This is a genomic window from Pseudomonas sp. NBRC 111139 (assembly GCF_001753955.1).
GTDB classification, from domain to species: Bacteria; Pseudomonadota; Gammaproteobacteria; order Pseudomonadales; family Pseudomonadaceae; genus Aquipseudomonas; species Aquipseudomonas alloputida.
In genome coordinates this window covers 21,835-34,387 of sequence record NZ_BCBP01000071.1, presented here as the reverse complement: position 1 = coordinate 34,387, position 12,553 = coordinate 21,835, and the positions used below count along the sequence as shown (strand labels likewise).

The window sequence follows — 12,553 nt, the reverse complement described above, 5'->3', positions numbered from 1 at the left end:
TTAGAGCAGCTTTTATTGAATCGTGGGCAGTGCGGTTTGCCATCGGTTGAGAGGCAACCCAGCGACGAAAGACCGATTTCCGTAGCTCCCTGGTATGTGTCAAAGCTGAAAGACATGCTGTGTCCCTAATTCCTATCTAGTCCGTTGATTGGCGATGCGGGACAAATTATAGGGACGTGTTGTTATGAGGGTCAACAAATCGGCGCCAGAAAAGTTCCCTAAAAAGTGCGGTTTAATGCGTGCAAAATTTGGTCTGCACGATTTTTCGTATGCAAAAATGCAGCTCAGGCCTTGGGTGGGTGAAGTGTAATCTATTTGATGAATAAAAAAACCAGCGCCTTAAATAAGGCGCTGGTTTATGTGATGCAGTTAAAGAAAGACGTCTCCATCAGGAACAATGAGAATGTCTTCTAACGTGTCTACTATGCGGGTTTGATCTTCGAACAGGTCGCCCATGGATCCAATAGTAGGAGCTACATTTTCCGGGATCAGTTGCTTGACCCTTTTGGCTACGAGTGCACATTGCACGGGTTTTGGCCGCTGTTTACTGGTGGGTGGACTGATGCCGTTTCCTTGAGGAAGATTCTTGAGATGTGCATCGTTTCTTCTTTTAGGTGGGTGCGGAATGTCGCTAAGGTCATACGCCTTCGGCGTATCCCGCTTGCCTTTAGTCTGTCCTGTACGTTCGTGGTCGTATGTCCGTTTTGGTTTAAATGAAGCATTGTCACTTTTGGTATGAATAACCGGCCAATATGTGAAGCTTCCTGTTTTCCACCAAGCAATCACTGGTACACATATAACAAACGTCAATGTGAATAGCGCTAGCTTATGCGATGCACCCGTAGCCGCCACCAACGCGGTGTAGATACAAACTACTACAAGCCACGCGGATACATGCCTATTGATACGTTTCATTTGGTCTCCCAGGTTCGCTTTATGAGAGGGGATGCCGCACACGCCTGTGCAAAACAGGCAAAAAAAACCCCCGTTTCCGGGGGGTGTAGCGTTAGAAGATGAACTCCTTCCTCAAGGTTTGTACCGCTGGTTTAGGTGCTGGCTGTCCAGTTTGCACGGTGGGGGATACCGATTGAGGCAAAGTCGCCGCCGGCAAGTTAGGCATCGTCAGGGGTGCATTGAACTGATCACGAACAGTCACATGTTCTACAGAGGGTTTCCTGTAGACATCGATTTGGCTTTCAGTCAGGTCTACGCCGTGTGCTTTGAGCAAGGCGCGCCAGTCGACAGATCCTTTACGTGTGGAAAGGTGAACAGAGACACCTTCACTTTCATGTCGCTTGCGGCCTGGCGGCATCTGAGAGAGCAGCACAGCTCGGGCTGCTTCCTCTCGCGCTGTGGCTTCCTGAAATTGCCGGTTTGACAGCCGCCAGGCGGCCGCTGCGGCTTCCCATTCATCTGTACTCCATTTGCCTGTTTGGAGCCGGTGCCAGAAGTCGAGCTCGCCTTTAAGTATTTGATCGATCCGCTTCTGGTTACGCGGGACTTTGAGCAGCACGCCTTTAGACCCATCGAATGAGTAGTAGTGGGCGAAGCTGGCTTCAGCAACAAAGATCTGGTGCTGAACCTGGTCCACATACTCCGGTGGGACGATTCCTTTGAGAGCAAGCCCATGAGCTGTATCCCCTGGACATTTGATCTCGACCGGTATCCCCAGAAAGGGATTGAACCCGTCTAGCGATGCCCTGATAAATGGGATCGAGTCACTCTCGGCAATGATGGGCGTAACCGTGGTACCGGTGTGCTTTTCATAAGCCGCCCTAGCTATGGGTTCCAGCTGATGACCCCTGGCTCGAATACGATCGACGTAGGGGTTTGGCGGCGGGGGAGGCCCGATGCCCAGGCGGAGTCTGAAAAGCTCATATGAACTGCGGAATTTTGACGTGCCCATGATCTGGGGCGCCTCGCTAGCTCCGATTCCCTCACGACGCCATGCAAACCAAGCAGCGGAGTTTTGCTGAGCAGCTGGACCCGTGATGATGCGCATTGCCATATCGCAATCTCCTCTAAAAGTGACCTGCACCGGAACAGTGGAAGGCCTGATAACGGGAGATGCGTAACGTTCTTGCAGAAACTAGATGCCTTGGACTGGCGTCAGTGAGAGGGGGATTTAAGTAAGGAAGGTCTGAGGAGAAGGGACTGGAGCAATGGTGCTAACCTTGAAGACCGGCTGCTAGGCAGCCGGTAGCGTACAACAGCGGTGTTACTCGCCGATCCTCATCGTGCGGGGAAGGCCCAGCATGGCGTTCTGCATACGGAGATCATTCAGCGAGATCGAGGGGTCTGAAGTCGCTGCAGCTGAACTGGCGCAACCCCGGCCGGTTAAGCAAACCGTGTGAATCACCAGGTTCGTCCCCGCGAGCTTGTCGACGTTCTGGCCGCTGGTGGTCTGTGCTGCATCGGATGCTGCGGTTAGGCCTGAGGCGACGTTGTTCCCAACCATCCCAGAGTCGGTGCAATTGTTCAGCAGTGAGCAGGTCGCGAGGGATACAGCCAGAGAGGCACCCGTGGCAACAGCATTGCCCACTGCTGTGTGAGCTTCCTTGTACTGTGAGGCTGGGCCCGCATAGACCTCGCTGATTGTGTACGTGACCTTGGCATCACCCGCAGTCTGGTTGTAGCCAGCTTTCTTGAGAGCGTCATTCACATACGCTGTCATGTCACCAAGGGCGGCGTCCTCGGTCACGGCCTTGACAGGCACACCCTCTACCAGGCGCCCGTTGATCTGTGCTGCTTGAACGCGCACCGGGCCTTTCTCAACGGTGATTGGCTTCGCTGCACAACCAGGTAAGGCGATGATGACGCAGGTGGCAGCTAATGCCGCGATTGCTTTATGGATCACGTGAGCCTCAGGGGGTTGAATAACATGTAACTATAATACTGATGGGTGGCCATGGAGGCTAGTGGCAAAATGCTCATGCAGATGGGGCCGGGGCTGCCGGCGGCGCAAATAGCCATCTGCGTTAGTTGCGAATCGCTGCACCGCTAGTCGTCTCAACGAGCTGCAGGAGGGGGATCGGCTAAAATTTCTGGTAGTGCGGAGAGGTAGAGTAGGCCATGAACAATAACGTCTTCCACAGCGCCACCATCAGGGGTCAGCTTTTCGAGGCCTCAATGATTTACGAAGGCCCCTGGATTTCATTAATCACCCCACGGTCGGCCGTCCATGATGGTGTGCACCTCGGGGTGTGCAACATCGTTCAGTTCGATCCTACTAGCTATAGGTGCCATGGGTTTGGGTGGTACATCGTCAAATATCGCAGTGAAGCTCGGGTATTTCTCAGGGGGTTCACTATTGACGATGCCCGTGCCTTATCGGATGAGTTCGGGATCAAGTTGCTGGACCACGGGGGCTGGGACAGTCGAACGCTTTTTTATCGCAGCAAGGCTTGGGAGGGATTGAGAGCCTGGGTGAGATCGCATCCGAGAATTGCGAAGCGTTATGCAGCTGGTACTAACCCTTACCTTTCAGATTGGTATCTCAGAGCTACTAGCGAAGAAATGGTGCCATTGCCGCTAGGGTAGAGCCAAGATGGTAGTGGCGTGTGCGATCCTCATCTCGTGGCCCCGGCTCCCAGCCGCTCGCCCCCTCACATGTTTTTACCGAGGTTGCAATGGACAAATCGGAAATGAGCAGGCTTTTGGAGCTTCAAGTGCAAGAGAAGCTGAGGGATGGCTATTCAATAACCACCTATGCGATGGACGCAGCTGGTCGGGATCGTGTGAGGTGTGGGATTAAGACCAAAGGTCATTCCCTTCCCAACGAGAATCATGCGGCGGAGGACTGGCAGGAGTACATCGGTAAACTGGAGACGGGGGCGTACAAATCGGTAGTGAGGACAAAAGTGATCGAGACGGGCGACTCTCCAAACATCGATCAGTCTGCCGGCGGCAGTGGTACGGTGGGTCTGTGGAAGGCCCGACGTCACTGAGACAGTGGAGGCTAATACGCCTCTAGACGTAAGGGCTAACAAAGGCGCCCGCGGCGAAAAAAAACTGGGCCTTTGATATACAAAGAGCCCAGTCCTGGTAACCACAGCTGCCGCGGCGCTGTAGGTGGAGAATCCACCGTTACCAAGACTGAGCTCACCTCTTTATCGCCATTAGGATAGTCGACAGCAGTACGACGTCCTGCTTGGCTAGCTTGCGAATCCCCACCAGTTGCACCTGGCTGCTATGTGAAGGACATACGTCCGGGGAAGTCATTTGCGCTGCTCACGTAGTGGTGAGCGACCTGAGGGATAACCGCTTCGACCTAATCGTCCAGCTGTGTTGTCAGTTCCTGGGAGAAGCCCGGACTCGACTATTGTCTGATCTCAAAACTGGCGGTGCATCACCGAGTCGAGAACACAGAGGCAAACACAGGGGATGCATTAGGGAGCGGAGATATCAGGCGGTATGTGGGTAGTGCGCTAACCCGTTACCGTGTTGCTGACTACAAAGGAGGCTTCGCGACCTCGGACCTGACTGGCTTCTCCAGTGGGAGTATCCGTTAACTTTGCCTCAGGTAATGTTCAACATGGGCTGATAAACACCATTTCTATAATCGAGTAGGAGGCGGTTTCACAACCGCCGTCCTCTCACACCACCGTACGTACGGTTCCGTATACGGTATGCGTACGGCCAAGTCATCTACCCAGCCCTGCAAAGCCAAGACATGGTGTGCACTTACATTTAAGTGGGCACCAGTTCTAGCCTTTTAAGCGGGTATTTCATGCAGCCAACACGCCGTTCCTATTCCAAATCCTTCAAAGCTCAGGTCATTCAAGAGTGTGCCCAGCCCGGTGCTTCGATTGCCAGCATCGCACTCAGCCATAACCTCAACGCAAACCTCGTCCACAAATGGATTCGCCTGCAAGCGCAGAAAAGCACGGCGCTGCAACCTGCATTTATTCCGTTACCCGTGCCGCTGGCAGGGGCGAAATCCCACACATCATCATCGAATATTTGCGTTGAAATACAGCACCCGCGTGGCACCGTCACAGTGAACTGGCCCACTGAAAATGCTGCTGCCTGCGCGACCTTTCTTCGAGACCTTCTGCGATGATTCGCATCGACTCCATCTGGCTCGCCACCGAGCCGATGGACATGCGCGCTGGTACCGAAACGGCATTAGCCAAGGTGATTGCGGTGTTCGGTGCGGCGCAGCCGCACTGTGCTTATCTTTTCGCCAACCGCCGCGCCAATCGCATGAAAGTGCTGGTGCATGACGGCTTCGGCATATGGCTGGCGGCGCGCCGGTTGAGCCAGGGCAAGTTCCACTGGCCAAGCATTCGTCATGGCTCTGAAATGCAGTTGGACACCGAGCAACTCCAAGCCTTGGTATTGGGCCTGCCATGGCAACGAGCAGGTTCCGGCGGCTCGATCACACTGCTTTAACGGCTGCCATTAGCCTATCGGTCTATCGCCGCGAAGCGCCTGCTCTGGCAAAATTCGGCGCATGACTTCTTCTCCCAATCTCGACCAAATGACTCCCGACCAACTGCGTGCCTTAGCTGCGCAATTGCTCTCGCAAGTCGAAACAATGGGTAAGACGGTCGAAACCATGGGCAAGAAGATCAACCGCGATCAGACGGTGATCGAGAAGCTGACCTTCGAAATTGCGCAGCTCAAGCGCTTGAAATTTGCCAAGCGCAGCGAGCAGATGAATCCTGAGCAGGCCAGTTTGCTCGATGACCTGATCGATACAGATATCGCAGCGATTGAAGCAGAGCTTCAGGCCTTGCAAACAGTGCCAGCGGCGACCGAGAAAAAGCAGAAGCCCAAGCGCACTGCATTGCCGGCTGAGTTTCCACGCACACTGATCCATCACGAACCTGACAACACTCACTGCCCATGCGGCTGCGCGCTGAAACGCATCGGTGAAGATGTCAGTGAGAAGTTGGATTACACACCGGGCGTGTTCACCGTCGAGCGTCATGTACGTGGCAAATGGGTCTGCGATGACTGCGAAACGCTTATCCAGGCACCGGTTCCGGCTCAGATCATCGACAAGGGCATCCCAACCGCTGGGCTGCTGGCCCACGTCATGATTGCCAAGTTTGCTGACCATTTACCGCTTTACCGTCAGGAATCGATCTTCGGTCGAGCGGGCCTGGCGATTCCACGCTCAACCTTGGCCGAATGGGTTGGCGTGACTGGGGTTCAGTTGCAGCCGCTGGTCGATGCGCTGCGCGAAGTGGTACTCGGGCAGCAGATTATTCATGCCGATGAAACACCCGTGCAAATGCTCATGCCGGGAACAAAGAAAACCCACCGTTCCTATGTTTGGGCCTACGCCACCAGCCAGTTCTCGGATGTGGCAGCGGTGGTTTATGACTTCAGCCCCAGCCGTGCCGGAGAGCATGCTCGCAACTTCCTGCAAGGCTGGAGGGGCAAGCTGGTCTGTGACGATTTTGGCGGTTACAAAGCCAGCTTCGAACTCGGCGTGACCGAAATCGGCTGCATGGCCCATGCACGGCGCAAATTCTTCGAGCTGCACGCTACGAATAAAAGCACGCTTGCTGAGCAAGCCCTGCGCTATATCCAGTTGTTGTACGAAATCGAGAGCGAAGTCCGCGATCTGGAGCCGGATTTACGGCGGCGAATACGGAAAGAAAAAGCCGTCCCGGTAATGGACATGCTACATGTCTGGATGAGCGCCCAGCGCGACCTTGTGCCCGAAGGCTCAGCCATCAGCAAAGCACTCGATTACAGCCTGAAACGCTGGGCAGCGCTGTCGCGCTACCTCGATGACGGGGCTGTACCCATAGACAACAATTGGGCAGAGAACCAGATCCGACCATGGGCTCTTGGACGCAAGAACTGGCTCTTCGCAGGGTCGCTACGCAGCGGAAAGCGGGCGGCGGCGATCATGAGTTTGATCCAGTCTGCGCGGCTCAACGGTCATGATCCGTATGCCTATTTGAAGGACGTGCTCACACGCCTGCCGACGCAGCGGGCGAGTGAAATCGATCATTTGCTGCCGCATATTTGGCAACCGGTCTAATTGCGTAAGACGTGATGCTCGGATGCAAACGTTCAGTTGCGCCCAGTAAGCAGCGATGATGTCATATTGGACAAGCACGCTTATCGTGAGAAATTGGAACAGCCTTACGAGGTTGTGCCCGATACAGTTACATCAGAGCTCTTCCTTTGCCTCGGCGAACTGGCGCACGGCGTCGACTACTTGCCGTGCTCCGCTCTGAATTTCCTCTATCACAAAGCCGGCTTGGCTGACCAAATCGACGCCTTGATCGACCTTTTGGCGACTAGCCTGCATGCTCTCCACAGCATCCTGCGCTAGTTCATGGTTGCGCTTCACAACATCGACGATTTCCACGGTGGCCTGCGCCGTGCGGGCTGCAAGGTTTCGTACTTCATCGGCGACCACCGCAAAACCTCGGCCTTGTTCACCCGCCCTTGCAGCTTCGATAGCAGCATTTAGAGCAAGTAGGTTGGTCTGCTCGGCGATACCTCGGATGGTCTGCACGATGCTGCGGATCATCTCTGACTGCTGATTGACTGCAGTGATGCCTTCAGCCGCTCGTGAGAGCTCGGCTGCTATGCCTTGTACCACCTCGACCGTTTCACTAATGACCTCGGCACCATGGCGAGCGCTTCTGTCCGTCTGCTGGGATATATTGTAGGCGAACGTGGCTGCATCGGATTCTGCCTGCTGCTGGCGCACTTGGGACGTAATATCACGGGCAAACTTAACTACTTTGTAAAGCCGGCCACTGGCATCGAATACCGGGTTGTAGGTTGCGCTCAGCCAGACGGTATCGCCATGCCGGTTGAGTCGCTGGAAGCGTCCAGAGAAGAACTCACCACGGTTCAGTCGCTCCCAGAAATCGCGGTATTCAGGAGAGTCCGCTTCACCTCGTGTGCAGAACATGCGGTGGTGCTTTCCCCGAATCTCATCCAGGCGATAGCCCATGGCCTGCTCGAAGTTTTCGTTGGCGTCGAGAACCTCACCTTTCAAGTTAAAGGAAATCGCAGCCATCGAGCGACTGATGGCCTGAACCATGCTGCTCTGCTCCTGCTCACGGATCACCTGAGTAGTAATGTCGGTGGCCAGCTTCAGCACGCCTTCGACGCGACCATCGGCGCCTCGGATAGGGTTGTAGCTGGCTTCGAGCCAGACCTCCAGGCCTTGCTTATTACGCCTCAGGAAACGTTCACGTATGTACTCGCCACCAGCCAGGCGCTGCCAGAACTTACGATAGTCGGCACTCGCCTGGTAATCAGGAAAACAGAAAATACGATGGTGCTGTCCGACGATCTCCTCCAGTCGGTAGCCCATGGTGGTAAGAAGGTTCTCATTGGCACCTATGATGGTGCCATCGGGTTTAAATTCAATTGTTGCCGTCGAACGGTCAACGGCCACGGCCCTTGCTTCTGCGGCCTGAAGCTTTTGCAGAGCCTCAGCCAAGGTCTGCTTGATTGCCTTGTTGAACATTGATTAGCCTTAGAGTGAATTTTACTATCGGACGAATGAGGAGAAGCCGTAAATCCCAATTCGAATGTTTAACTGATGCTTAAATCAGGTGATGTAGCGGGTCTGCAAATTGCACCAGCAAGCACCAACTTGAATCTATGGCTTGTGCAGTATCACGCTAGAGTCTTGGTCGCGCTTAAGCTTTCCAGCATCCTCTCTGCGCTCATCGGCTTGCCCAGCAGGTAACCTTGCAAAATGTCGCAACCCAACTCGGTAAGCATCTGTTGTTGTTCAGCGGTTTCCACACCCTCTGCAACGATCCTCAGCCCCAGCGTTTTACCGAGCGCTACTATGGCCGAAACGATAGCCGCGTCATCGTTACACTTAGCCAGCTCGGTGATAAAACCTCGGTCGATCTTCAGTTCGTTGGCTGGTAGGCGCTTAAGATAAAGCAGGCTGGAATAACCGGTACCAAAGTCGTCGATGGAGATATTCACGCCCAATGCTGCCAATTGATCAAGAACAATCAAAGCAGCTTCAGCGTCCCGCATCGCCGTAGATTCGGTAACTTCCAGTGTCAGGAAACGGGGGGGCAGGCCACTGCTTTGCAGGGCATTGCGCACGACATCAACGAGCTTTGCATGGGCCAGTTGTACCGTCGAAATGTTGACCGCAATACTCCATTCGTCTTTACCTTCGCCTAACGCTTGCCATTCGGCCATCTGCCGGCACGCCTCATGGATTACCCAGCTACCGATTGGCACGATCAATCCAGTACGCTCTGCCAAGGGCAGGAAACGGACGGGCGGCACCAAGCCCAAACCTGGCTTGTTCCAACGCAGTAAAGCTTCAACGCCGATCATAGGGCCATTTGGGGCGAGCATCTTCGGCTGGAAGTGCAGGATAAATTCATTCCGATCCAGTGCGCACCGCAGATCCTGTTGCATTTCCAACTGCAGGTGAGCGTTAACGTTCATAGCTTTTTCAAAGAAGCAGTAGCCATCGCGGCCCTGCTCCTTGGCGTGGTACATAGCCGCATCGGCATTGACCATCAGCTCATGCTCGGTTAGGCCATTTTCTGGGAATATAGCGATACCGATGCTAGCGGACACATGCACTGTCTGCCGCCCAAGTACGTAAGGTAATCGAATATTTTCCACCAAGCGTTGCGCCAACATCGCAGCGTCTTCAGGTTCGCCGGGATCGATAAGCAGAACGAACTCGTCGCCTCCGAGGCGAGCCACCGTATCTTCGCCGCGTTTGGCGTCGTTGATTCGCTTTGCTACTTGCAGAAGCAACTGGTCGCCAGTGTGATGACCGTAAGTATCGTTAACAGCTTTGAAACCATCCAGATCCATGAAGAGTACGGCAAAGTGGCTCTTCTGCCTGATGGCTTTATGAATCGCTTGCTGAAGACGGTCGTTTAGGAGGATACGGTTAGGGAGGCGAGTAAGATTGTCGTGAAGAGCTAGCTGCACCAGTTCACTGTTTGCGAGGTCAAGGGAGCTGGCAAGTATGCTGGTGCGGACGTCAAGCATTGATACGATCAAGGCAATAGCGCAGACAGCCAGCGTGATCAGAATCACCAAAACCATTAGCCAGTTGCTATCAATGCCTGCATTGACCGCTCCGCACACGCTCCCGATAGGAAATTGGGCAGCCGCCATTCCGGTATAGTGCATTCCAACAATGGCACACCCCATAATTAACGAGGCGCCGATGCGTGTACGATTGATGTACTGACCTTCGCCACGCATGCGGAAAGCGATCCACAAAGCCACGCCCGAAGCAAGGATAGCAATCAGCACCGATAGCGCGAACAACGACGGAACGTATTCCACTACAGGATTCATCAGCAGCGCCGCCATTCCAACGTAGTGCATGGATGCAATTCCGATACCCATGAGCACCGCACCAAGCAGCAAACGCGGCAGTGGCATTTCCGTCTGGCATGCTAGCCACAAAGCAAAGGCGGAGGAGGCGATGGCGATCAACAACGATAAGCCAGTCAGCGTCAGGTCGTAACCCAGCTCGATGGGCAGTTGGAAGGCCAACATGCCAATAAAATGCATCGACCAGAGGCCCGTGCCCATGGCGGAAGATCCACCGGCAAGCCAAAGTGCCGATGCTTTGCCTTCGGTACGGGTGACTCGACCAGTCATGTCCAGCGCGGTATAAGACGCCAGGATCGCTACGGCGAAGGAAAACAGCACATACACGCTGTTATAGCTGCTTACTAGCATTGAAACCCCGAAGGTTGAATTTGGCTCCTCTGGGCCATCGGCGGCACGAGCAGTTTCTGAAGAGTACGCTTCATCCTATCGTCAAAAATTTTACAAAAAAAAGCGTCATGCCAGCCTTGCGACTTCCACGGGCACGCTTACGGCTGAATGCGATGCTGGCAATTGTAGTGCCGTGCTGGGCACCCATATTGAATGACCTGGGCTTTGAAGGCCTTGGAATAGGAACCGAGTGTTGGCTGCATGAAATACCCGTTTAAAGGCTAGATCTGGTGCTCACTTAAATTTGAGTGCACTCGATGTCTTGGCTTTGCGGGGCTGGGTAGATGACATGGCCGGACGGTTACCGTATACGGCGGTTCAGGTTATGCGATTAAGCCGGTTTATCGTATCCAGTATTGAGACCAGCCCGAGTCGATCCCACAGCTTCTTCGGTAGCGCCTGATTCATATGTGACGCTCCCGAGTTCCACCATGGGCCTCGGCCATTGACCGCCGATTTCCACGCCCGCGCCTCGTCGATTCCCAAACGCATCAGGTTGCGCGCCCTCGTAGAGGGCCGCTTCCATTGACGCCATATGACGCAACGAAGTTTGTGACGCACCCAGCCATCAAGCTCCTCAAGTGGCCGCTTGCTCTGACTCAGCTTGAAGTAGCCAGCCCAACCACGCAGCACGGGAGTCATTTGCTCAACGATAAATCTCATTGAGCGGGCCCGTATCCGACGCAAGAGTTCCCTGAGTCGGTCGCGCAGGCGGTGCAGGCTTATGCTCGCTACCCTCAGCTTCGGCTGTTTATGCCAGCTCATCCCATAACCCAAGTAATCACAGGCCCAAGGCCGTGCCACACGGCTCTTTTCCCGATTCAGTGTCAGTTTCAGGCGCTGGATCAGGAAACGCTCAACACTGGCCATGACCCGTTCGCCTGCACGATGACTACGCACATAAATGTTCGCATCGTCGGCATAGCGCACGAAGCGATGGCCCCGCCGTTCCAGTTCGCGATCGAGTTCGTTGAGCAGGATGTTCGACAGCAACGGCGAGAGCGGGCCGCCTTGCGGCGTCCCTTCCTGCCGTCGGCTGACGAGTCCACCTGACATCGTTCCCGCTTCAAGATAACGACGGATCAGCGTAAGAACGCGTTTGTCCTCGATCTGACGCGCAACATGGGCCATCAGGACATCGTGATTCACCCGATCAAAGAACTTCTCCAGATCGAGTTCCACGCACCAACGGTGACCCGCCACCACATGGCCGCGGGCGGTTTCGATGGCTTGGTGAGCGCTTCTGCCCGGACGAAAGCCGTAGCTGTAGTCCGAAAACAAGGGGTCGAAGATCGGCGTGAGCTGTTGCAGCAAAGCCTGCTGGATCAGGCGATCCACGACGCAGGGAATACCCAGCTGCCGTGTTCCGCCTTTGGATTTGGGGATGTCGACGGCGCGTACACCTTGCGGGTGATATTCGCCAGCCAGCAACCGAGTCTTGAGGATCGGCCAATACTGTTTCACGTAGCCTGCCAATTGGTCGACCGTCATGCCATCGGCACCCGGTGCACCCTTGTTGCTGACTACGCGTTGATACGCACGCTTGAGGTTGGCGGGTGCAAGCACCCGCTCCATCAGCGTGTCCGGCTCCGCGTTCGTCCACGCCACAGACGCCGCCGATGTCTGCGCACTGACAGCCGCAAGCCCAGGATTCTGTCCCGGACTTGGGGTTACAGTTCTCTTGCGGAGAAATTTCTGCTTTTCCGACATTCGACGAGACTCTGACGCCTACTGGCGGCATAACCTGTTCGGCCCTTGGTGGCATGGTTATTTGCCACTTACTACGGCCTCGGCTGACTTCTGTAGGTTCATCCCGTCGCCTCTCGACGCTCGGTAG

8 protein-coding genes and 3 pseudogenes are annotated in these 12,553 nt (G+C 54.8%); 4 read left to right on the top strand and 7 right to left on the bottom strand.

Annotated features, from left to right (window positions below; genetic code table 11):
- Positions 1-369 precede the first annotated feature (369 nt).
- The 3 genes from BJQ17_RS30480 to BJQ17_RS24680 form a co-directional block, all read right to left on the bottom strand.
- Positions 370-915 (bottom strand): hypothetical protein, encoded by a 546-nt coding sequence (locus BJQ17_RS30480; protein ID WP_082412236.1) that lies wholly within the window; start codon positions 913-915, stop codon positions 370-372.
- Positions 916-1,006: 91 nt separating this feature from the next.
- Entirely contained in the window at positions 1,007-2,008 is a 1,002-nt protein-coding gene (locus BJQ17_RS24685; protein WP_054893894.1) for a lambda-exonuclease family protein, read from the bottom strand.
- Between the two features lie 210 nt (positions 2,009-2,218).
- A complete protein-coding gene (locus BJQ17_RS24680; protein WP_023383562.1) occupies positions 2,219-2,857 on the bottom strand; it encodes a hypothetical protein in 639 nt (212 codons plus the stop codon).
- A 772-nt stretch (positions 2,858-3,629) separates the two neighbouring features.
- Between BJQ17_RS24680 and BJQ17_RS24670 the strand changes: the two genes are divergently transcribed.
- The 4 genes from BJQ17_RS24670 to BJQ17_RS24660 all read left to right on the top strand — a co-directional run bounded on the left by BJQ17_RS24670 (position 3,630) and on the right by BJQ17_RS24660 (position 7,003).
- The gene (locus tag BJQ17_RS24670; RefSeq protein WP_054893893.1) at positions 3,630-3,947 is read left to right on the top strand and encodes a hypothetical protein; all 318 of its coding nucleotides are present in this window, start codon (positions 3,630-3,632) and stop codon (positions 3,945-3,947) included.
- A 782-nt stretch (positions 3,948-4,729) separates the two neighbouring features.
- On the top strand, positions 4,730-5,062 hold the full coding sequence (locus BJQ17_RS30470; protein WP_009682494.1) for a transposase: 333 nt from the start codon (positions 4,730-4,732) through the stop codon (positions 5,060-5,062).
- On the top strand, positions 5,059-5,394 hold the full coding sequence (gene tnpB, locus BJQ17_RS32265; RefSeq protein WP_009682493.1) for an IS66 family insertion sequence element accessory protein TnpB: 336 nt from the start codon (positions 5,059-5,061) through the stop codon (positions 5,392-5,394). Before BJQ17_RS30470 ends, tnpB begins: the two co-directional genes overlap by 4 nt.
- Before the next feature lie 61 nt (positions 5,395-5,455).
- Positions 5,456-7,003 carry an IS66 family transposase gene (locus BJQ17_RS24660; protein ID WP_034128274.1) on the top strand — a complete coding sequence of 516 codons (1,548 nt, stop codon included), beginning with the start codon at positions 5,456-5,458 and terminating at the stop codon, positions 7,001-7,003.
- Between the two features lie 132 nt (positions 7,004-7,135).
- Here BJQ17_RS24660 and BJQ17_RS32660 read toward each other — a convergent pair.
- From BJQ17_RS32660 to ltrA, 4 genes and pseudogenes are all read right to left on the bottom strand, one after another.
- Positions 7,136-7,573, bottom strand: a pseudogene (locus BJQ17_RS32660) (methyl-accepting chemotaxis protein); the annotation flags it as partial.
- 105 nt (positions 7,574-7,678) lie between these two features.
- Positions 7,679-8,455 (bottom strand): annotated as a pseudogene (locus BJQ17_RS32655) (PAS domain-containing protein); the annotation flags it as partial.
- A 152-nt stretch (positions 8,456-8,607) separates the two neighbouring features.
- Positions 8,608-10,677, bottom strand: a complete 2,070-nt coding sequence (locus BJQ17_RS24650; protein ID WP_060501710.1) for a bifunctional diguanylate cyclase/phosphodiesterase — start codon at positions 10,675-10,677, stop codon at positions 8,608-8,610.
- Positions 10,678-11,034: 357 nt separating this feature from the next.
- A pseudogene (gene ltrA, locus BJQ17_RS24645) lies at positions 11,035-12,457 on the bottom strand (group II intron reverse transcriptase/maturase).
- Positions 12,458-12,553 lie beyond the last annotated feature (96 nt).

Coding starts and splice junctions, on each gene's coding strand:
- BJQ17_RS30480 (WP_082412236.1), bottom strand. CDS start 915: ATGAAACGTATCAATAGGCATGTATCCGCGTGGCTTGTAGTAGTTTGT.
- BJQ17_RS24685 (WP_054893894.1), bottom strand. CDS start 2,008: ATGGCAATGCGCATCATCACGGGTCCAGCTGCTCAGCAAAACTCCGCT.
- BJQ17_RS24670 (WP_054893893.1), top strand. CDS start 3,630: ATGGACAAATCGGAAATGAGCAGGCTTTTGGAGCTTCAAGTGCAAGAG.
- BJQ17_RS30470 (WP_009682494.1), top strand. CDS start 4,730: ATGCAGCCAACACGCCGTTCCTATTCCAAATCCTTCAAAGCTCAGGTC.
- tnpB (WP_009682493.1), top strand. CDS start 5,059: ATGATTCGCATCGACTCCATCTGGCTCGCCACCGAGCCGATGGACATG.
- BJQ17_RS24660 (WP_034128274.1), top strand. CDS start 5,456: ATGACTTCTTCTCCCAATCTCGACCAAATGACTCCCGACCAACTGCGT.
- BJQ17_RS24650 (WP_060501710.1), bottom strand. CDS start 10,677: ATGCTAGTAAGCAGCTATAACAGCGTGTATGTGCTGTTTTCCTTCGCC.